General features: G+C 64.5%; 19 protein-coding genes. 14 read left to right on the top strand and 5 right to left on the bottom strand.

Translation table 11 applies throughout. The features are described from left to right. From ASC87_RS24345 to ASC87_RS24285, 13 genes are all read left to right on the top strand, one after another. Window positions 1-552: a hypothetical protein gene (locus ASC87_RS24345; RefSeq protein ID WP_056668880.1), complete on the top strand. Its 552-nt coding sequence runs from the start codon at window positions 1-3 to the stop codon at window positions 550-552. Continuing rightward, window positions 552-1,397 (top strand): hypothetical protein, encoded by an 846-nt coding sequence (locus tag ASC87_RS24340; protein ID WP_157604307.1) that lies wholly within the window; start codon window positions 552-554, stop codon window positions 1,395-1,397. Before ASC87_RS24345 ends, ASC87_RS24340 begins: the two co-directional genes overlap by 1 nt. Next, on the top strand, window positions 1,394-2,023 hold the full coding sequence (locus ASC87_RS24335) for a hypothetical protein (protein WP_157604305.1): 630 nt from the start codon (window positions 1,394-1,396) through the stop codon (window positions 2,021-2,023). Before ASC87_RS24340 ends, ASC87_RS24335 begins: the two co-directional genes overlap by 4 nt. Before the next feature lie 119 nt (window positions 2,024-2,142). Next, on the top strand, window positions 2,143-2,607 hold the full coding sequence (locus tag ASC87_RS24330; RefSeq protein ID WP_162255203.1) for a DUF1833 family protein: 465 nt from the start codon (window positions 2,143-2,145) through the stop codon (window positions 2,605-2,607). Beyond that, on the top strand, window positions 2,604-3,008 hold the full coding sequence (locus ASC87_RS24325; protein ID WP_082568907.1) for an NlpC/P60 family protein: 405 nt from the start codon (window positions 2,604-2,606) through the stop codon (window positions 3,006-3,008). Before ASC87_RS24330 ends, ASC87_RS24325 begins: the two co-directional genes overlap by 4 nt. A gap of 77 nt (window positions 3,009-3,085) precedes the next feature. Next, window positions 3,086-5,791 carry a host specificity factor TipJ family phage tail protein gene (locus ASC87_RS24320; protein ID WP_056668865.1) on the top strand — a complete coding sequence of 902 codons (2,706 nt, stop codon included), beginning with the start codon at window positions 3,086-3,088 and terminating at the stop codon, window positions 5,789-5,791. Window positions 5,792-5,801: 10 nt separating this feature from the next. Beyond that, window positions 5,802-6,659 carry a hypothetical protein gene (locus ASC87_RS24315; RefSeq protein ID WP_157604303.1) on the top strand — a complete coding sequence of 286 codons (858 nt, stop codon included), beginning with the start codon at window positions 5,802-5,804 and terminating at the stop codon, window positions 6,657-6,659. Window positions 6,660-6,721: 62 nt separating this feature from the next. Then, the gene (locus ASC87_RS24310) at window positions 6,722-7,144 is read left to right on the top strand and encodes a hypothetical protein (protein WP_056668859.1); all 423 of its coding nucleotides are present in this window, start codon (window positions 6,722-6,724) and stop codon (window positions 7,142-7,144) included. Further along, complete coding sequence (locus ASC87_RS24305) at window positions 7,141-7,461, top strand: hypothetical protein (protein ID WP_056668855.1); 321 nt, start codon at window positions 7,141-7,143, stop codon at window positions 7,459-7,461. The genes ASC87_RS24310 and ASC87_RS24305 overlap by 4 nt, the downstream gene beginning before the upstream one ends. Window positions 7,462-7,579: 118 nt before the next feature. Then, complete coding sequence (locus tag ASC87_RS24300) at window positions 7,580-8,008, top strand: M15 family metallopeptidase (RefSeq protein ID WP_056668852.1); 429 nt, start codon at window positions 7,580-7,582, stop codon at window positions 8,006-8,008. Further along, window positions 8,005-8,517, top strand: coding sequence for a DUF2514 family protein (locus tag ASC87_RS24295; protein WP_082568906.1), 513 nt, complete (start codon window positions 8,005-8,007; stop codon window positions 8,515-8,517). The genes ASC87_RS24300 and ASC87_RS24295 overlap by 4 nt, the downstream gene beginning before the upstream one ends. Window positions 8,518-8,571: 54 nt before the next feature. Then, window positions 8,572-8,805: a hypothetical protein gene (locus ASC87_RS24290; RefSeq protein WP_157604301.1), complete on the top strand. Its 234-nt coding sequence runs from the start codon at window positions 8,572-8,574 to the stop codon at window positions 8,803-8,805. Window positions 8,806-9,069: 264 nt separating this feature from the next. Further along, on the top strand, window positions 9,070-11,376 hold the full coding sequence (locus ASC87_RS24285; RefSeq protein WP_056668844.1) for an AAA family ATPase: 2,307 nt from the start codon (window positions 9,070-9,072) through the stop codon (window positions 11,374-11,376). A 524-nt stretch (window positions 11,377-11,900) separates the two neighbouring features. Here ASC87_RS24285 and ASC87_RS24280 read toward each other — a convergent pair. After that, the gene (locus tag ASC87_RS24280) at window positions 11,901-12,233 is read right to left on the bottom strand and encodes a hypothetical protein (RefSeq protein ID WP_056668842.1); all 333 of its coding nucleotides are present in this window, start codon (window positions 12,231-12,233) and stop codon (window positions 11,901-11,903) included. A gap of 53 nt (window positions 12,234-12,286) precedes the next feature. Then, a complete protein-coding gene (locus tag ASC87_RS24275) occupies window positions 12,287-13,369 on the bottom strand; it encodes an ABC transporter ATP-binding protein (RefSeq protein ID WP_056668839.1) in 1,083 nt (360 codons plus the stop codon). A 77-nt stretch (window positions 13,370-13,446) separates the two neighbouring features. Between ASC87_RS24275 and ASC87_RS24270 the strand changes: the two genes are divergently transcribed. Next, the gene (locus ASC87_RS24270) at window positions 13,447-15,075 is read left to right on the top strand and encodes an iron ABC transporter permease (RefSeq protein ID WP_056668835.1); all 1,629 of its coding nucleotides are present in this window, start codon (window positions 13,447-13,449) and stop codon (window positions 15,073-15,075) included. Window positions 15,076-15,085: 10 nt separating this feature from the next. Here the strand turns inward: ASC87_RS24270 and ASC87_RS24265 are convergent, their stop codons facing one another. The 3 genes from ASC87_RS24265 to ASC87_RS24255 all read right to left on the bottom strand — a co-directional run bounded on the left by ASC87_RS24265 (window position 15,086) and on the right by ASC87_RS24255 (window position 21,130). Further along, window positions 15,086-16,132, bottom strand: a complete 1,047-nt coding sequence (locus ASC87_RS24265; RefSeq protein WP_056668832.1) for an extracellular solute-binding protein — start codon at window positions 16,130-16,132, stop codon at window positions 15,086-15,088. 297 nt (window positions 16,133-16,429) lie between these two features. Then, entirely contained in the window at window positions 16,430-19,753 is a 3,324-nt protein-coding gene (locus tag ASC87_RS24260; protein WP_056668828.1) for a response regulator, read from the bottom strand. Between the two features lie 42 nt (window positions 19,754-19,795). Next, window positions 19,796-21,130, bottom strand: a complete 1,335-nt coding sequence (locus tag ASC87_RS24255) for an ABC transporter substrate-binding protein (protein ID WP_056668825.1) — start codon at window positions 21,128-21,130, stop codon at window positions 19,796-19,798. Window positions 21,131-21,149 lie beyond the last annotated feature (19 nt).

The raw sequence follows: 21,149 nt of genomic DNA, 5'->3' as shown, positions 1-21,149 counted from the left end.
GTGCCCCTTCCAGATCTGAAGCTGCCCGGCGGACTGCCGTACTTTCTCGCGTCCGGCCATGCGATCGAAGTGCGCGAGGTATTCGGCAACTCGACGCCCACAACGGGTCACAGCCGCAAGCGTCGCAAGTTCACCATCGCACCTCGCGTTCAGTCGGTGTCCCTGCTGCTTGAGGGGGACGAGATGAAGGCGCTGCACGATTGGTTCGAGCAGGACGCGGCCGCGGGTTCGCGGCCATTCTCCGCGTTCGTCATGACCGAGGGCGGTGCGCCGATGTGGTGGGAGGCCATGTGGTTCGAGCCCTACACCACGTCGGCCCTCGCACGTGGGCGATTTCGGCTCAATGGGCGTTTGCTGCTGACGGGCGAGCCCAGCCTGGACGGGCCCGGTCGGAGCAGTTTCGGCGGCCGTGTGTCGATTCCGGCTACCGGGACCGCTATGCCATCGGTCGGGCGGCCCTTCTCTGGGCGGGTCAGCGTGGCTGCGTCCGGGTCCGTGCCGGTTCAGCACGATCGGCGGTTCGCCGGCCGCATCACCATCGAGGCAACCTGATGGCCGATTCGTTGATCTACCCATCCGGTTTGCCGTGCCCACGCATGTCGGAGGTCCAGTCGAAGGAGCGCCGGCTTCTTTCTCCTGAGGGCGGGACCGCCGGACCGCTGAAGTCTCGCGTTCTGCAACGAGATCTCTTGCAGCGCGAGCAGGCCGCATTCCTGTTCACCTTTGCGCAGGCCGAGGTGTTCCGATCCTGGTGGCGAGACACGCTGGTCTTTGGCGGGTGCTGGTTCGGAGCCCACTGGCCTTTGCCGCAAGGCGTTCCCGAGGGCGCATATCGGTTCCGCCGGTTTGTGGGTACGCCGACTTGGTCCGAGTTTCTGCCCGGGGTCGGCTGGAACGTCACTGCGGTGTTGGAGGTGCGCGGCCTGGGCACGCCGGAGGTGACCGGCGGAGGTGGCGGCGACTTTGCCATGGGCTGGTGCGATCCGGTGCAAGAAATGGATGTGGCCACGCCAGCGCAGTCCAACTCCGGCACGCTACCGGATGAGAACAACGGCGGCAACGCGCTGTGCGGCGGCATCGTAGGCGGAGCTGGCGCGCTGGCCGACGTGGAGTTCACCCTGGTCAGTTGGGTGCCGATCATCGAGGCCGACGACCCGCCGGAGGTTGGCAACCGAACGGACCCCGGGTTTCTCGGGATGTTTGATCTGGAATGGTTCCTTCATCGAGACCCGGAGTTCAACTTCATAACCGCGATTTCTGGCGGTGTAGCCAAGGTCTCCGCCACCGTGGGCGGTGTCGCGTGCCCTGGTCTCCTGCAGGCAACGTGCATCCCGACGTATTTCGAAGGAGAGTGGAACGGGTACGCGAACATTGAATGGTTGTGGGTGGCATCGTGAGCATCACCGCCCTGATCCTGAGCCGCGAGCCCGTCACGATGATGCTGCCCGCCGGGGTGGTGGCCCTGAACCACTGCGAGACCTTCACGACCACGGCCGGTATCCATGCGGCCCGGCGCCGCGCGCTGGCCCGGGTGCGGACGGAGCACGTGTTTTTCCTGGACAGTGACGACAGCCTGCCGCACGACATTGCCGACGTGCTCGACGAGTGCGTGGCCGCCGGCCGGCCGCTCGCCTACACCGACGAACTGACCGTTCGGCCTGGCATGGCACCGCTTCGCAGCAGGCCGGCACCGTACGATCCCGTCGTGCATGCCGGCTCCCCGTTGATGGTGCATCACCTGGCGCTGATGCAGACCGCCGCTGCACTGTCGGCGCTGCGGTTGATCCCGTCTGGTGATGTGTGGATCGAGCACCCGCTTTACTGGCAGGTGGCCCAGGGGGGCGCGGCCTATGTCCCGCGTGTGGGCTACCACTGGCACCGCCGCATGAATGGCATGCACCGCGCGAGCGGCATCGTTGCGGCCCAGGCGCGCGGCACGGCTTGGTGCATCCGCCGTTCCGGAGCAGATGAATTCAAACGCAGAACCAGAGATGCTGCCGTGGCGCGCGCGGCAGGCTTTTAGCCAACTCACCAACACGAGCCAGATTTTTGAGCATGCCAACATACCTACCCCCGAGAAAGGGCGTCACGTTCAGCGAGGCCTACGCGGAGGCGGCCGTGTACGCGCCGGTGCGTCGTGCCATGCTGCTGACGTACGAACTGTGGCATCCCACGCTGCCGGAGCCGGCGCGTATTGTTCACGACATGGCACCGCTGGAGGCCATGCTGGAATCAACGGCCCCCAGAGATGCCGGTGAGGTTGTCACCTTCATGGCCTCGTACGTCGAGGCCTCGCGCAGCGAGGAGTCCGACGACGCGGCCACTCCGACCGTCAATGTCACGATCGACAATGTCTCGGGGCTGCTGTCGGATGCGTTGCGAATTGCGAGGGGAACCAACATCCCCTGGGAGCTGATCGAGCGCGTGTACGCCAGCGATGACCTGAGTGGGCCTGCCATGCTCCCGGTCCTGCGACTCACATTCACGGAGTCGACCATCGACGGCACTTCCGCGACGCTTCGCGCTTCCTATGGGGACCCGGTCAACGTCGCTGTTCCCCGGCTCACCTACAAGCCGGAAGAGTATCCCGGCTTGACCGCCCGATGACAGTTCGCCATTGGGCCACGGTCCTAATTGGGCGCGCATGGACCCCCGATTTCCACTGCTGGGCGCTTGTGCGCCTGGTCTTCGCGCAGCGGTACGGCATCGCCATGCCGGACGTCGCCGTGGCTACTGATGACAACGTCCGGGCGATCAAAGGCGCGGCTGAAGCCTCCGGTTGGCGACCCGGTCCGGCACCCGCACAAGACGGAGACATCGTGCTGATGCAGGGCCCGTTCGGCCGGCACGTGGGCGTGATCATCAGCACGCCCGCGGGACTGCGGCTGCTGCACAACGACGGCCACATGTCCGACCGAGGGCCCCGCGGCGGCGTCGTGGCTCAGCCCCTGGCCGACGCGACGCGCGACGGCTACCACCGGTATGAATTTTGGAGACGTTCCCTGTGACTGCTGTCGTTGGCCATTCGACATCGCCTGTGCATGTCCTTCGCTCGGATGAAATGCGCCGGGTGGTGCCAGGCACGATGTTGCTCGACACCCGCCCGGAGGCCTTTGGCGTGCTGGTGCCGCGGCTGAATGGGGATTGGCTCCTGCCCAGCGACTACGTGAGACCTCTCTTCGATGGCGACGTCCTGGAGTGGCACGAGATGCCGCAGGACAAGGCCGCCCTGCGCACCGTGCTGCAGGTGGTGGTCACCATCGTGGCCGCGTACGTCGGCGGTCCGGCGGGTGCGGCTATCGCGATTGCCGGCAGCCTGGCGATCAACGTGCTCATTCCCATCGAGCCTCCGCGGGTGGTTGAGCAAAAGTCCTCACAGGTCTACAACACCGGCCTGTCGGGCAACCAGGCAAGGCCCTTCGATCCGATCACAAAGGTCATGGGCCGACATCAGCTGTTCCCGAACTACGCGGCCATGCCGTACGCCGCATATACGGCCTACGGGATCGGTGACGATGACACCGAGATCGGTGGCGAGCAGATGTTCTACGCGTTGTACGCTGTCGGCGTTGGCGACCACGCTGTTGAGCGTGCTCTGATAGACGACACGCCCGTTTCGCACTTCCAGGATGTGCTCACGGCCCGGTACCTTCCGCCCGGGGTGGCGCCCACGGCGGTCAACCCGTACGTGATCACGGTACCCGAGGTCGCAGGGCAGGCCCTTTTGACTGGGCTGTACGTGGGTGGATTCGCGGCCTGCGGTCCGAGGAAGGTCACGAAGCGTGTGGAGTACGACATCCTGATGCCGACCGGCATCGGGCGAGCGAACGACGAGGGCGAACTGGGCAACCACACGGTTCAATGGCGCGTCGAGATGCGTCAGCTCGACGAGTTCGGCGTGGCGGTCACGCCTTGGAGCGTGTACCACACGATCACGAAGGAGGGCGCGACGAGCAAGGCTCGACGTTGGACGTTCGCCATCACGATGGACGCCGCGATTCGGCCCGAGGTGCGCATTGTTCGAACCGACGTGCGCGATGAGAACTTGCGTGTTCGCAACGACCTGGTGTTCGCCAGCATGAGAGCGTTCGTCGACGGTGCGGCGCCGCTGAATCCGAACGTGGCGCACTACGAGCTGGTGATGCGGTCGAGTGAGCAGCTGTCGAACATCAGCCAGGGCCGACTGTCCCTGATCGTCAAGGCGATGACGCGCACGTGGTCCGAGGCAGATGGTTGGTCGGAGGAGGTGGAGACGCGCAATCCGGCGTGGTGGTTCGCCGAACTGGCAACGTCGCCGATCTGGGGGCTCGGGCTGCCCGATGAACGTGTGGACCTGGACACGATCGCTGCGTATGCAGCCATTGCCGACGAGCGGCAGGATCGATTCGACTACGTCATGGACGCGGCAACCGACGGCTGGTCAGCCCTCCAACTCGTGGCCCGCACCATGAGGTGCCGCGCCTTCCGGCGTGCCGGTGTCCTCACGCTGGCGCGCGATCAGTACGAGGCCCTGCCCACGACAGCATTCACCCACCGCAACGCCACCGGGATGAAGTTGCACGAGCAGCACCCCACCGGGCGCGAGCCCGACGGCGTGATCGTCGAGTACTTCGACTACAGAGCGTGGGAGTGGATGCCGGTCGAATGCCCGGCCCCCGGCGCGGAGAGTGTGCAGACGCCTGCACGTATCCGACTGCCTGGGATCACCGGACCGACGCATGCTCGACGGGAAGGGCTGTACGAAGCGGCTTCGATGGCTTTGCGTACGCGTACCGTCTCTGCCGTGGTTGAGATGGAGGGTGTGCTGCCGGCGTTCATGTCACCGGTTCGGTTCATGCCCGACGTTGGGGGCTATGGGCAGACTGGCGACGTCGCCGAATGGGATCCGGCCACCCTGACGATGACGTTGACCGAGCCCCCGGATTTTTCCACAGGCGCGCTTTCCATCTCGCTGGTCCGCGCTGACGGCACGGTCACGGACCCCATCCCTGTGACCTCTGGGGTGAACTCAGACCAGGTCGTGTTGCTCTCTGCACCTGATGCGGTGATCTTCACCGACGACGGCTCTCGCGAGAGGACCAAGTTTCTCCTCGGTGTCATCGGCACCACCGACGAGTTGGTGAAGATCAGCGCGATCGCCGACGGTGGCCTCAATGACGATGGCCTGCAGCTCTACCAGATCTCTGCGGTCATCGACGACGACCGGGTGCACGAGGCGGACAACGATCTCTTGCCTGGCCCTGGTGAGGTGCAAGATCCCGTCGATCCGTCCGACGAGGTCGACGATCCGAACGATGGCGGCGGCGGCCAGGTGGCCAGCATCCCGCGCCTAACTGGCCAGTTCGAGTACCCGGCATTCTTCACGCGCCTGCATGAAAAGGCATTCCAGTTCAGAACGGACGGGACGCTGTGGATCAAGCTGGTTGTGCCTGCGATTCAAGGGTCAACTGTCACCTACTGGCAGCAGGCAAATCAGTGGATGCTGAGGCCACCAGTCGAGGCAACCGAGGCCGCACGCTTTGAAATCAGGTGGACGCCACTAACCGAGTTCGCAACCGTCGGGGCAACTCCGGAGTCGAGCGTTTCCCTATCCGCCAACTCCGGGGTTTGGTATCCGATCACTGAGGCGCGAACGTTCTCCGTGTTCCTGCCGGACATGGACCCGATGGAGAACGTCCCCATGTTTTACATCGGTCGGTGGATCTTCGAGATTCGAGAAGTTGCGACTGGCATCGTCCAGGCAACGGGCAACTACCGCGGCGACGCGGACAACACCACACCAGGAAGCTAAGGCAAGCACCATGGCAATGACAGACTTCGGCAGAAACAAGCTGGCCGACTATTTCCGCGGAAGCGACTTCACAGGCCTCGAGTCCTGGTGGATGGCCCTGGCCTCGGCAGCCGACATCGATGGAATCACGGAGTTGAGTGGCGCCGGGTATGCACGGCAGGAGATCGTGACGTCGCTGGCCAACTTCGCCGGCACTCAAGGCGCGGCCAGCACGCTGCCCAGCTCTGGCAGCTCGCACGCAACATCGAACAACAACCCGGTGGATTTCGGCACGGCCGGTGCTGCGTGGGGCACCGCGTCCTACGTTGGTTTCATGGACGCAGAGACGGATGGCAACTGCTGGTTCTGGGTGCCGATCGCCGTTCCTGTTGTGATCAACAACACCGATGAGTTCGCCATGCCAGCGGGGGCGATCCAGCTTGTGCTTGGGATCACCGGGGGGTTGTCGAACTTCTTCTCCAACAAGCTGATTGACCGGATGTTCCGCGCTCAACCGTACTCGCCTCCCGCGGCGTGGGAGATCGGCTACACGACCAACGCGCCGACGAACTCGACGCCAGGCACCGAGCCCGGTTCGGGCAGCTATGTGCGCGCGGAGTTTGCGCCGGACTTCACCACGCTGTCTTCCACTGTCGAACCAGGTGATACCGGTGCGAGCGACGCTGGCACGACGGGGCTCATCTCGAACAACGTGGAAATCGTGTGGCCCGTCCCCACGGCAAACCAGGGCAATGTCACCCATTTCCAGGTGTTCGACGGATCCGGCGGCTATCTGTTCTGGCGGGCGTTCGATACGCCGAAGACCATGTCCACGGGCGGTTTGGCTCCACGGTTCGATCCCGGAACGATGGAGTTTCTGTTGACCTGACCTCGTCCCAACACCGCACACATGCCCGCCTCGAGCGGGCTTTTCTCTTTCTGAAGGACGCTATGGCAGCACCCGTTCAGCCGCTTGACATCGTGTCCGTGGCGGTGGCCATTGCGGCCGCTGCATTCAGTCCCGAGATCGCGGGAGTGGTCGGCCCCTACGCCGTCATCTTCATTGGCGCGCTGCTCGGTGGCGCTTGGTCCTCGTCCCGCCTCGAGCTGTCCGGGCGGTGGGGCACGCTGAAGTATCTGGCGGGCATCGTGATCCTCGCATTGCTCCTCACGGTTCCGGCTGCTGAGCTTGCTACGCGGTACTCGGAGGGCCTGCCGTTCAACTACGTGCTCGGTCCCGTGGCCGTGCTGATCAGCGCGCTTGGCCCCGACGGCCTGCGCAAGTGTGGCCGTTGGCTGCTGCGCCTGAAGCGCCTGCCCGACGTTCCACCGCTTGATCCACCCAATCCACCGCCTCCGGGGAGTGATCGATGAACTACCTCGAACAGCAGTACCTCCTGTCCTTGGCGAACTTCGCAGCGTGCTCGGGGCTCGGGTGGTGCTGCGTCTGCCGATTCGCAGTCATGAGCAGCGCCACCACGCGATGGGACGTCCGTCTGAACTTCGCGCTGTTGTTCGCCGCGGCCACCGCCAGTGGCTTTGCCCCATTGCTGTTCCGTGAGTGGCCGGGATACACGCAGGTAGGCCTGGCCGTAGGGACCCTCGCGGTCCTCGTCTCCGGTGCGCGCGAGTGGCGAGTGGGGCTTCCTGAATACGCCCGCACAGATGCGGCCCCGCTGGGGCCTCCCTAATCTTCAACGACGAAAGGTCATTCATGAAATCACATCTTGGCAGCGTCGTGGCACTGTCCACGGCGTCTGCTTCCATCAGCGTCTGCGCCGTGCAGACGCCTGCACGGGGGGCTCAGCGATGACCGCCACCCCAAGGCTTGATCCGACCAGCGAGATGCGCCTGGTCGGCGTGAGCCCTCTGCTCGTAGATGTCGTTCGTCGTGCTGCTGAGCGCGTCCCGTTCCAGCTCTTCGTTGTCGAGGGACTCCGCACGGCAGCGCGCCAGGCGCAGCTGTACGCGCAGGGTAGGACGGCGCCCGGAAAGGTGGTCACCTGGACCCTGGCATCGAAGCATATCGACGGGCGCGCGGTTGACCTGGCGCCGCTCCGCAACGGTGGAGTCGACTGGTCGGACCCGAAAGACTTCGACGCGATCGCGCGTGCGATGTTCGATGCAGCTTCGGAGTTGGCGGTGCGGATCCGTTGGGGTGCCGACTGGGATGCCGATGGCAAGCCGCGTGAGCGAGGCGAGGGCGACAGTCCGCACTTCGAGCTGGGTTCACCATGATCATCTCGCCAAGGCTGATGCTGGCCGGGGCCATTGCCGCGATTGTTGTTGCGACTGTCACCGCCCAGGAGGTGCGGATCGGCAACCTCAAAACCGAGTTGTCCGAGCTGCGCTCGACGACCGCTCGGCAACGCGAGGCCGCTGTGACTGCGGCGATTTCCGTTCTGAAGGCGCGACTACTGGAGGGCGAGCGCCGCGCCCGGCTTACACAAGAGGCACTCGATGATGAACGAACGAAGAGGGAGAACCTGGCTGCCGACCACGCTGCTGCTGTCGGCGCTGGTGAGCAGCTGCGCGCCGCTGCCACCCGCGCCGCCCGTCGTTGTGCCGGAGCCGCAGATTCCACCGATGCCGGCGGCGGCGCGCCAACCTTCGACACCGGAATGGTGCTTGCCGACGTGCTCAGCCGGATGGAAGCGCGAGGTGCAGACCTGGCTGACCTTGCTGGACGCCGCGGGCTTGCCGGCGAAACCTGCGAGCGAGAGCGTGACGCGCTGACTACGCCGTAGAGTCCGAAATCGGGACGAGGTAGTATTTTCCCGATCTATCAGGGGAGAGCACGGATGCGCCGTAGGGTCATGCGCGAGACTGGGAGGTTCGTTGTTTTCGATTGCGATGGCGGCAAACACACAGTGCGCTTGCTGCAGCAGTTCGAAGAGATCGTGTCCGCGAAGCGCATCAAAGTCGAGCCGACAAGCAAGGCCGTTCACCAACTGGAAGATGGCGATCTCGTTGTCGCGCTGGACGACCGGGTGTTTGAAGTTGTCCGTACGCGGGAGCTTCTGACAAGGCCATAGTCCGTGGATAACTTCAATGAGCATGCTGTTATTTTGTACAGCCTCATGGCGGGCGCGGATGCGCTCCGCTGCTTGCATCCATAGGCCCGCTTTCTCAGCAGACACCTTGGCCCAGGGCGACGGGGCAATGCCGGCATTCTTTGGGTATGACGAGGGTTTACGCTAGTGGCAAAATCAACACGTTTGATCGCACGTGGCGTATACCTGCAACATCCATAACAGTCGGTGAAGCCCACGTCGAATGGGCTGCCAAGGAGGATCGTCATGATCACGTGCATCAATCGTCTTCGTCAATTCGGAATCTTCACCGACTTCAATGGGACGAAGATTCAGAAGTTTGGCAAGAACAACCTTGTCTATGGTTGGAACGGGACAGGGAAGTCGACGCTGTCCAATGTGTTTTATTGTTTGGAGCATCGCTCGCTGATTCCTCGCTTCAGCGCAGCACAGTTTTCCATCGCCTTGGAGAACGGCTCCACCATTACGGAAGCCACTCTTGCCACGTCTCCGTTGAAGATTCACGTCTTCAATCAGCGTTTCATTCACGAAAACATTAATTGGGACAAGTCGGTTAAAAGCATTCTTCTTATAGCCAAAGAAAAGATTGCCGACCTGCAGAAGCTAGAAAAAGTCAAGCTGGACGTTTCTGTAAAGAAGAAGTCCTACAGCGATAAGATCGATGATGCCAAGAAACAACGCGAAGCACTCGATAAGTTTCTGACAGGCGCCGCAAAAAAAATGAAACTCGGGCTTCAAGCGGTTGATACAAGCGATAGTTACTATTTGAACTATGATCGTCGCAAGTTGTCTGGTTTTATTCAGAGTAACGCTGAAGCGCTGTTGAATGCTGACTCCGTACTTTCCGATGCCAAAGTCATAGATTTAACTAACGCAGCGAAGCCCGACCAGCTCCCAAGTCTTGTGTTCACTTCGACGGCGATTGAGACTGATTACTATAAGAAGGCGGCGGCTCGCATCAGGGATCTTATTGGTACTACAGCGGTGAATCAGGCCGTTCAGCGATTGGCCGATAACCCTGATATCCGGGCTTGGGTCCAAACAGGTTTGGAAATTCACAAGACACACGATTCCCGGTCTTGCGAGTTCTGCGGTTCAACGTTCACGCAGCTTCGGGCTGAAGCACTGGCTGCCCATTTCAGCAGAGAGTTCACTGACTTTCAAACTCGGCTGCAAAATGCTGCGAGCTGGATTGAAACACAGGGCGCTCCGGTAAATAACTTGCCGGCTGCAACAAGTTTTTATAAAGAATACTCCGCCGATTGCGAGCGATTGCAAAAGCAATACTCTTCAATTGCGGAGAAAATTAACCAGCCGATTGAAGGGTGGCGCGAGGCTCTCAAGGCAAAGATCACCGACCCTGCAAGGACGGACATCCAGATCGTGGATGTCGCTGAGGAAAACGTGACTGACTTCAATGCAGTATTGAAGGCCATGATTGAAGTTGTCGGTCGACACAACAATAAGACTACGAACTTTAAGGCGGAAACTTCGAAGAACAAGGCTGCATTAGAGCTTCACTTTGCAGCTGCCGAGATGCAGGAGTTTGATTATTCGGGTTGTGAGAAGAGATGCAATGACATTGAGTTAGAGGCAAAGAATGAGTACAAGGAAATTGAGAAACTTGACCAACAGGTTTCGAGCCTAGAGGCGCTTCTTTCAAATGAAACAGTAGGCGCAAAGGAGTTTAATGATGTCTTGCACCGTTTCATCGGTCGCTCCGAGTTGTGCCTTAGCTTTAACCAGAATAAAAAAGGTTACGAGATCATCAGGAATGGGGTGGGCGAGCATGATGGAAACTTGAGCGAAGGCGAAAAGACGGCCATTGCATTCGTCTACTTCATCACAAAGCTGAAAGAAAATGGAAACAACATCAAAGATACGATTGTTGTTGTGGACGATCCGGTTTCAAGCTTTGATTCGAATCACCTGTTTCACGCCTACTCATTCTTGAGGACTCAGTGCTCGGAAGCGTTGCAGTTGTTCGTGCTCACCCATAATTTCACTTACTTCAAACTGGTCCGCGATTGGTTCAGCGGAACGAACAGGAATCGAAGGGCGGACAAGAAGCCGGAGAATTGCTTCTTTTACCGACTGGATGCCCCGCCGGGTTCGCCCCGACATTCCCTGCTCGTCGACGCCGACGATTCGCTAAAAAATTACGGATCTGAGTATCATTACATCTTCAAGATGCTCTACGAGTACAAGACGCGTACCACTCTGAATCGTGATGAGGCCTTCCTGACTGCCAATCTCGCGCGAAAGCTTATGGAGTCATTTTTCTCTTTCAAATTTCCCAAGCGTAGAAGTGACATAAGTCAACTTATGGACGTGGGTTTGAAAGGATGTGTCATCACGACACCTGAGTTGAAAGAGAAAATTTATCGTTTCATCAACAAGTATTCTCACAGCGACGTAATTGAAATTACTGAAGAGTCTGCTGAGAATCTGGCGGGAGAAAGTCACAGTGTGGTGGGCAGCATCTTTCAGTGGATGGAAGAGGTTGATAAGAAGCACTATGACGAGATGGTCCAAGTTGCCACGGGTGCTTGACCTACTAATTGGCGTTGCACCGCAATACCGTCGATTTCATTGCAGCTGGTGTGCGGGTGGCGCTTACTTTGTTGGTGCCAGGGCGCGGCTACCGGTCGCGCCCTGAGCCACGCCCAAGACGAGCAGCCACCTAACGCCATGCGCGCGACCAAGTAGCGAAAGTGAGGGAGAGGTCTCACAACCTTCTCTGCGTGGATTCCGCGCGATGGCCGGAGGGCTGCGTAAATGCTCACAATCGGGTACCCGTCCCGGGAACCACGCCTGTACAAATTCGATCAGGGGCTGTGCGAATGAACAGCAGCGTTATGGGGCCACAGATGGGGCCACAAGCATTAGTCATGAGGTAGTGGTCATAGGAAGAGGTAGGTCATGATCGACCACATGTGATCGTGTTTCCGGGCGTTGCCCGGAATCTGATCCGAAGCCCCGCTGCCTATGAGGAGCGGGGCTTTTTTGTTGGTTCGTGTCGCAGGGTGTTGCCTGGCGGAAGCCTCGCCTGACTGCTGGAGCCATCGCTCGTTGACTCAGCGGCTGTTGAACCGGTCCATGGCCGCATGGGCCCTTCGTTGCTTGTCCACGGTTTCAGCGGCGATGTTGTCCATGGTCTCGCCTGCCGGCTCGTCGCGGGAGTAATAGGCAACGCTGGGATCCTGGACCGCCAGTTTCTCGTCTCGCAGGTTCAAGGAATCCCTGTTCTCTGACAGATATTTCAACAACCCATGGCCGACCACAGGCCACTGCTTGCTTTGCAGAAACGCGTTGGCCGCGTCCCTGTTGATGATCAGCGCATGAGGATGCGAACCCTGTTCGCCACCTGCGGGCTCAGGCTTTGGCGCAGCGAGACTGCTTCGACCCATTCCTTGTCCGTGGGATGAATCCGTTCATCGCGGGTTCTTTCATGTCCGGCAGGTCAGTGCGCGGTGCGAGCGAAGGTCACCACATGGTCGACCGCCGGACGGATGCCGATCCATTCGCCCAGCTGGTGGTCGTGGTGCGACGGCACGAGGGCCAGCAGCTGTTCGCCGGTGGCGAGGCGCAGGGTGTAGAGGAACTCCGATCCGCGGAATGCCTTGCGTTCGATGCGGGCCTTGACCGGGCTGTCGTCGTCGTGGATCACGTCGTCGGCGCGAAGCAGCACGTCACATTCGCCTTCGGGGTACGCGCCGGGCAGCGGGCACTCGGTGGCGTCGGCGAGCTGGCCGAGGGGGGTATGCACGCGGGCCCCGTCACCGTGGCTGACGATGCGCGCCGGCGCGAACACGCCGTGGCCGATGAACTGCGCGACGAACCGGCTCGCCGGCCGGTGGTACAGCGAGTACGCGTCGTCCCACTGTTCGAGCCGGCCCTGGTTCATCACGCCGATCATGTCGCCCAGTGCAAAGGCTTCCAGCTGGTCGTGGGTCACCACCAGCGCCGTGGTGCCGCTGTCCTTCAGGATCTGGCGCACGTCGTGGGCCAGGCGTTCGCGCAGGTCCACGTCGAGGCTCGAGAAGGGTTCATCCAGCAGCAGCAGGCGAGGTGCCGGCGCGAGCGCACGGGCCAGCGCGATGCGCTGCTGCTGGCCGCCGGAGAGTTCGTGCGGCGCGCGGGCGCCCATGTGCGCGAGGCCCACCAGCACCAGCATGTCCTGCACGCGTTGCAGCTGTTCGGTGCGCGGCCGGCCATGCAAGCCGTAGGCGACGTTGTCGGCCACGCTCAGGTGCGGAAACAGGGCGTAGTCCTGGAAGACCATGCCGATGCGGCGGTGCTCGGCCGGCACCCGGGTTCCGGCGGCGGCATCGCTCAACACCTGTCCGTCGATCGTGATGCGGCCAGCGGCCACGCTTTCCAGGCCAGCCACGGCGCGCAGCAGCGAGGTCTTGCCACAGCCCGACGGGCCTACCAGCACACCTACCTGGCCCGCGGCCATCTCGAGCGATACGCCCTCTACCGCCGGGTGCGTCGCCGTGCTGCGGGCGTAGCGCACGCCCACCCTGTCAAGTTGCAGAAACATGGTTCAATCATACCGATGGCTTTACGAACTCCCATGATTCGCGTTCCCCCTGGAGCACCCGAGCAGCCCGGCGTCCCATGCGCTGGCTGCTGATCCTCTGTTGCGCCGTGGTCGCGCTGCCGGTGGCCGGCGTGCTCGGGTCCTGGCTGGTGATGGATGCCGCCGCGCTGCAGGTGCTGCAGCACCTGGCTGCGACGGTGCTGCCCGGTTACGCGCTCCAGTCGCTCTGGCTGATGCTGGGGGTGGCGGCGGGGGTCGGGGTGCTGGGTGTCGCCACGGCGGTTGCCGTGGCGCTGTTCCAGTTCCCGGGGCGCACCGTGTGGGAGTGGGCGCTGTTGCTGCCGTTGGCCATGCCGGCCTACGTGCTCGCGTACGCGTACACCGATGCGCTGCAATTCAGTGGCCCGGTGCAGGTGGGATTGCGGGCGGCCTTCGGCTGGCAAGGGGCGCTGTGGCCGGACGTGCGCAGCCTGCAGGGTGCGATCGCGCTGTTCGTGCTGTGCCTGTACCCGTACGTCTACCTGCTGACCCGCGCAGCCCTCGGCGAGCGGGCCGTGCACATGATGGAGGCGGCACGGCTGCTCGGAGCGAGCCTGCCGCGGCGCGTGCGCACTGTGGCGCTGCCGCTGGCGCGCCCCGCGGTGATGGCCGGTGTCGCGCTCGCGCTGATGGAGACGCTGGCCGACTACGGCGTCGGGTCCTACTTCGGGCTCGGCACGTTCACCACCGGCATCTACCGTGCCTGGTTGTCGATGAACGACAGCAACGCCGCGGCCCAGCTGGCTTCGATCCTCCTGGTGGTGGTGGCCGTGTTGCTCGCGTTCGAGCGGCGTGCGCAGAACCGCATGCGGTATGCCGCCACGCGCAGCGGCGCCTTGCATGCGGGCGAGGCTCAACCTGTCGCGCTGCGTGGTGCTTCCGCCGCGGTGGCCACCCTGGTGTGCGCCGTGCCAGTCTTGCTGGGTTTCCTGTTGCCTGCGGGGTGGCTCGGGGTGATGCTGTGGCGCGAAGCCACCACCAGCGAGATGGGCCTGCCACTCGCGCGCTTTGGCGCGTGGGCATGGTCGAGCTTCCGGCTCGCGGGCCTGGCGGCCGTGGCCGCCACGCTGCTGGCCCTGGCGCTGGGCTTTGCACTGCGCCAGCGTGGCTCGCGCCTTGACGCGGTGCTGGCCCTGGGGGCCCGCACGCTGTCCCTCGGGTACGCGCTGCCCGGCGCCGTGGTGGCGGTGGGCATCCTGCTGCCGGTGGCGTGGGTGCAGGCCCGATGGCCCAGCCTGGGCGCGTCGGCCTTGTTCACCGGCACGGTGGCCGGCGTGTTGTTCGCCTACCTGGTGCGTTTCTCCGCGGTAGCCTTGCAAACGGTGGAGGCGGGGTACACCCGTGTGCCGCTGTCGATCGACGAAACGTCGCGCATGCTCGGCGCGGGCCGGTGGCGGCTGTTCGGTCGGGTGCACCTGCCGCTGCTGCATCGTTCGGCGCTGGCGGCGGTGCTGCTCGTGTTCGTCGACACGATGAAGGAGCTTCCGGCCACGCTTGTGCTTCGACCGTTCGGCAGCGACACGCTGGCAGTGGTGGCCTACAACCTGGCCCGCGACGAACGGCTCGCCGAGGCGTCGCTGCCGTCGCTCGCCATCGTCGCGGTGGGGTTGGTGCCGGTGGTGCTGCTCGCGCGCACGATGGTGCGCGCGGCGAACGCCACGGCTTGACGAGGGGCGGTTACTTGTAGCCCACCCGGTCCAGCATCTGCTGCACCTTGGCCTGGTTGGCCCCCACGGCGGCCACCGGCACCGCCTCCTGCTTGAAGGTGCCCATGGCATCGAGGGCCGGGTTGGCAGGCTTCACGCCGGCCACCGCGGGCCATTCGTTGTTGCCATTGGCGAAGTAGGCCTGGGCCTCGTCGCCCGCGAGATACTCGAGGAACTGCACGGCCGCGGCGCGGTTCTTGGCGTGTGCCGCCACGGCGCCGCCGGCCACGTTGACATGGGTGCCTGCCCCTTGCTGGTCGGGGAAGACGATGGCCACCTTGTCCATCACGGCGCGGTCCTCCGCCTTGTCGCTGCGCATCAGGCGCGCCAGGTAGTAGCTGTTGGTGAGCGCGACCTGGCATTCACCGGTGGCCACGGCCTTGATCTGGTCGGTGTCGCCGCCCTTGGGCGCGCGGGCCATGTTGTTCGACAGCCCTTGCAGCCAGGCTTCGGTCTTCTCGGCGCCTTGGCGCTCCAGCATGGACCCGAACAGCGACAGGTTGTAGGGGTGCGAACCGGAGCGGGTGCACAGCCGGCCCTTGTTCTTGGGGTCGCCCAGTTCGGCGTAGGTGTCGACGTCGTCCTTGTTCACCGAGGCCTTGTTGTAGACCACGACGCGGGCGCGGGTGGAAAAGCCGAACCAGGCCGAGCCCTGGCCCATGTCGCGGCCGCGCAGCGTGGCCGGAATGCGGGACTGCAGCACGCCGGACTTCACCGGCTGGAACAGGCCTTCCTCTTCCGCCTTCCACAAGCGTGCGGCATCGACCAGCAGCACCACATCCGCCGGGCTGGAGGTGCCCTCCGACTTCAGGCGGGTCAGGATGCCGGCATCGTCCGCATCGATGCGGTTGACCTTGATGCCGGTGGCCTTGGTGAAGTTCGCGTAAAGCGCCTCGTCGGTCTGGTAGTGGCGGGCGCTGTACAGGTTCAGCACCTTGTCCTGCGCCTGCGCGGCGAAGCAGGACATCGCGGCGGCGATGGCAACGAGGGTGGGGCGGGCGAACGCAAGTGACGTCATCGAGGATCTCCGGAAGGTGCCTGCGCCCATCCGGCGCCTGGCGGCGGGGGAAGGGCGGCGGGCTGGACAACACGAACGCTTCCCGTTCGTGATCCGGGAGTCTAAACGCGTTGCCTGCGCATTGGCAGGAACACCGTGGCCCGCAACCCCCCTTCTGGCTGCGGTGCATGTCGCCTCAGTTCGTCGAAGCCGTCCTGGCTGGCCTCGCTCGCCTCGCTCGCCTGCGTCCAGCCTTCGCGCTTGAAGAGCCGCTCGATCAGCCGCTTGACGTTGGCCGTCTTGCGCAGTCGCAGCAGGTCACATGGGCTTCGCGGTGCCGCGCGATTCGGCCACGGCAGGGTGCACCCAGCGGGCCAGTGTCGCGAACATCTCCTCAAGCCTGATCGGCTTCGTGATCTGGTCGTTCATTCCCGCCGCGAGCACCTTGTCGCGGTCCCCGACCATTGCGTTGGCGGTCATCGCGATGACCGGCAGATCGCGCCACTGCACCTGCTGGCGCAGCGCGCGCGTCGCGGTATAGCCATCCATCACCGGCATCTGGCAGTCCATCAGCACGCCGTCGAAACGCTCGCGGCGCAGCATCTCGAGCGCCACCTGGCCATCGCAGGCGACGCTGACGACGATGCCGGCGCGGCTCAGTATCTCCAACGCGAGTTCCTTGTTGAAGGCGTTGTCTTCGACCAGCAGGATGCGCGCACCGCGCAGGCTGGGCCAATGATCGGCAAGATCTTCCTCGGACCGCGCGCTGCGCGTGGCGTGCCGCGCTGCCTGGCCGGGCGCCGCGCGGGGGGCACCGGACAGCGGCGCCCTTTCGGTCGGGGCGGCCGGCTCCTCACGGAGCCACGTCAGGTCCAGCGTGGCGGCGATCGCGTCCAGAAGGGCCTTCAGTTCGATGGGTTTGCTGATGAAGGCATTCGCGCCCACCGCGCGGCAGCGCGCCTGCGTTTGTGCACTCGCGTTGGCCGACGCGGCAATGACAGGCAGCTTGGCGCCTTCCGGCAAGAGCCGCAGCCTCCGGGTCGCCTCGAAGCCGTCCATCATCGGCATCACGAGGTTCATCACGATGAGGTCGGGCCGGAACCTGGCCACCGCGGCGAGCGCCTCTTCGCCATTGCCGGCCTCGGCCATCTCGAAGCCCAGCGTGGCCAAGGCATCGAGCAGCAGCGCGCGCCCCTGCGGCACGTCGTCGACCACGAGAATCTTGCGGCGCGCCCCTTCGTAGCCGATCGGCACGCCGCGCGCAGTCAGCGCCTGACCCTGGGTCTGCATCGCCGGTACCTCGATCTCGAACGCGAAGACGCTGCCCTCGCTCGGCCGGCTGCGGACCTGGATGTCGCCGCCCATCAGGCGAACCAGCTGTCGGCTGATCGCCAGGCCCAGGCCGGCGCCGCCCTCGCGTCGCTTGACGTCGGCCACCTGCTCGAAGGGCCGGAACAAGCGCGCCAGTTGCGCCTCGCTCATGCCGATGCCTTCGTCTTCCACTTCGAAGCGCAGGCGTGCCGTCGCATCGGCCTCGGCGCCGGTCCCCGGTGACTGCAAGCGCGTTGCGCGCAGCGTCACCTGCCCGGTGTCGGTGAACTTGATCGCATTCGAGAGCAGGTTGAGCAGCACCTGGCGCAGTCGCTTCTCGTCGACACGTATCGTGGCTGGCAGATCCGGCGTCGCCTGGTAGACGAATAGCAAACTCTTCTCCTCCGCCTTGACGCGGATGATGTCGCCCACCACCTGCAGAAACACCGGGAGGTTGACCTCGGTGGGGTACAGGTCGAGCTTGGCCGCGTCGATGCGCGACAGATCGAGGATGTCGTTGATGAGCGTGAGCAGGTGCTGCCCGCTCTCGTCGATGATCTTCAGCCCCCTGGCTTGCCGCTCGGTCAAGGTCTTGTCACGTTGCAGGATCTGCGCGAAGCCCAGGATGCCGTTCAGCGGCGTGCGCAGCTCATGACTCATTTGCGTCAGGAACTCGCTCTTGGCGAGGCTTGCAAGCTCCGCCGCCGCGCGCGCATCGCGCTCGATCCGGGCTTGTTTGCTCGCGGTCTGATCGAGCACAAAGCCCACGGCGTGCTCCGACCCGGGCTCGGGCGATGCAACGCCGACCAGGACCGGCACCCGGCTGCCGTCCTTGCGAATGTATTCCTTCTCGTAGGGCCTGCAGGCACCCAGCGCGCGAACTTCCGCCATGGCCCGGTCGGTCGCGTCACGGTATTCCGGCGGTGTCAGCGTCGCGCGATGGATGCGCCCCTCGCGCAAATCGTTGCGGTCGTAGCCGACGATGCGCAGGTAGGCATCATTGGCCTCGATGACACGGCCCTCCAGGTCGAAAAAGACGATGCCGGCGAGGTTGGAATCGATCATCTGCTGCAGGCGCGTCTGGCCCGAACGCAGCGCCGCGTCGCTGCGTTCGAGATCGGCGACGCGCTGCTGCAGGGTGCCGACTAGCTCGCGCACCCGTGCAGCCATCTGCGCGAAGGCGCGCGTGAGCACACCGACCTCGTCGGGCCGCGCCGCCGCGGGCAGGGGCGTGTCGAGATCGCCTTGGCGGATCTCATCCGCCGCCCGCGCCAGGGCACTGATCGGCCGCACGATACCGTGCGTCACGCGCAGCGCGACGGCGATTGCCAGCAGCAAGGCGACCGCGGCCACCATCACGATGACGTTGCGCGTGTGGCCGACCTCGACGAGGATCGCATCGAGCGACTGCTCGTCGATCAGTGTCCACAGCACGCTGCTCTGCCCGGGCGGCCGGATGCGCGCGAACACCTGCAAGGTCTCGGGCCGATCGGCGGACGCGTACAGCGTGCCGGCCGATTGGGCCAGGATCACCGCCGCATCGTGCGGACGCTCGCTGCGCAGCGACACGCCGTCGCCGCGCAGGTGGGCGAAGCGGCGTGCCGGATCGGGGTGCAACAGGTAGTGCCCCTGCCGGTCGACGACGTACGTGGTGCCCGCGGGGGCGGCGGACGCCTCGAGCGCGCCCAGAACCGGCGCCACCAGCGCGTCCAGCACGACCACGCCATCGAGCAGGCCGCTGTCGCTCTGCAGCGCCGTCGCATAGCGCAGCACTGGCATGGCGGGATCGTGGGCGCCCGGCGCCTGCAGCGCGAGCTCCGAGATGAAGGTCGATTCTTGGCCGGGAATCGCTCGCAGCTGCAGCGCGCCCGCGAAATAAAGCTCGGACGAGCGATCCGCCAACTCGCTGGGCGGCAGCACAGCCGGCGCGCCGGCCCCGACGCGCGCGCAACTCGCCTCGTGGCCGCTGCTGTCGAGCAGGCACAGGCGGCTGTAGCGCTCGCCCCAGCGCTTGAGCAAGGCGGTGAAGTAGCGCTCCACCTCCCGCGCGACGCTCGCGCGCTCGGCGCCCGGTGCCGCATTCAGGTAGCGGCGCAAGACGGACGCCTGGGCGATGACTTGCAGATCGGTGCCGATGTCAGTGAACTGACGATTGGCCGCCGCCGCGCGCACGCCGGCGCCGCGCAGACCCTCGTCGCGGGCGATCTGGATGATCAGCTCGCTGCTGCGGCTGAGGCTGTAGATGGAGATGATCGCGGTGGGCAGCAGGATCACGGCGACGAACGCGGCGATCAACTGGTGCCGCAGACCCAGGCCCGACCAACGCGGCATCACGCGGGCTCCCGCTGCGGCGCATTCATGCGTGCCAAGCCCTCACTTGGCCGGGGCCGTGAAAAGCGCATCGGCCTGCTGCTGGGCGCGTGCGGCAGCCTGCTCAGGCGTCGACTCTCCGCGCAGCATGTCGTGGTACACGCTGCCCAGAACGTCGGCCAACGCCGGCCACTGCGGCACCGCCGGGCGCATCCAGTCGTCGAGCTGGCCGGCGCTGCCCAGCCGCGCGACGGCCTGGAAGGCCGGGTAGCGCTGCGCAAGCGCGGGGTCGCGCATCACCGAGTAGCGGGGCATGCCACCGTTGCCTTGCTGCGCCAGCCAGCGCTCGATCTCGCTGCCCGTCAGCCAGGCGAGGAACGGCCAGGCGATGTCACGCCGCGCGCCGATGTTGGCGGGGATGCCCAGGCTCCAGGTGCCGATCGACGTGACCGGCTTGGCGCCCGGCGCGTGCGGCGCTGCCTCGTAGCCGACCCGCCCGGCGACCTGCGAGCCGGGGTCTTCCTCGACCAAGTAGCTGCGTGCCGCCCATTCGTAGGTCATCACGCAGCCGCCCTTGGCGAAGCGCACCGGCCGCTGGTCCCAGGCCATGTTCAGCACGTCGGGTGGCGAAAACGGCAACAGGCTCTGCGCGAAGCGCGCCGCGGCGATGCCGCGCTCGGTGTTCAGGGTCGGCCGCCCGCCGGCGTCGAGCAAGGGCTGGCCGAAGGCCGCGTAGAAATGCGCCATCTGCTGGCCGAGCGCCTGGCCGCGTTGGCCGTTCCAGCAAATCCCGAACTGACCCTGCGCCGGTTGCGTAAAGCGCTTCGCCACCGCCAGCAACTCGTCCGTGGTTCGCGGCGCGGCAAGGCCGGCCTTCTCGAACAGGTCGCGGCGGATCCACAGCAACTCGGGGTGGGGCTGGATCGGCAGGCCGAGCTGTCGGCCCTTGAACTGCCCCTGCCGGTAGCCGATCTCGAGGAAGTCGTCGGGGCGGATCGTCGCCGCCGACGCCTTGATCCAGTCGTTCAGCGGCAGCAACACGCCCGCGGCGCCGTACTCGCCGGCCCACACGCTGTCGAAGCTGACGATGTCGTAGGCCGAGTGCTGGTCCTGCGCATTGAGCAGCGTGAGCCGGCGCACGTCGTTGTAGCCGACCACTTCGATCTCGATGCTGCCCCCGGCGCGGCGGCCCAACTCGCGCGCGCCCGCGCGCAGCGCGATGGAGAACGGGTCGCCGACGATCAGCATGCGAACCGTCTGCCCGTGCAGGAAGCCCGCGGCCACGGGCGCGGCCGGCGGCAGGTCGGGCTGCGGCTTGTACGATTTGAAGAAGAACAGGGTGGCAGCCGCCAGAGCGGTGGCGCCGATGGCAATCATGGACACGAGGCGCTTGGACATAGACTAGCTCCCGGCTCGC

Source organism: Rhizobacter sp. Root1221 (assembly GCF_001425785.1).
In the GTDB taxonomy this organism is placed as follows: Bacteria; Pseudomonadota; Gammaproteobacteria; order Burkholderiales; family Burkholderiaceae_C; genus Rhizobacter.
Note: the sequence above shows the minus strand (reverse complement) of the source record. Positions and strands in the feature narration are given on the sequence as shown.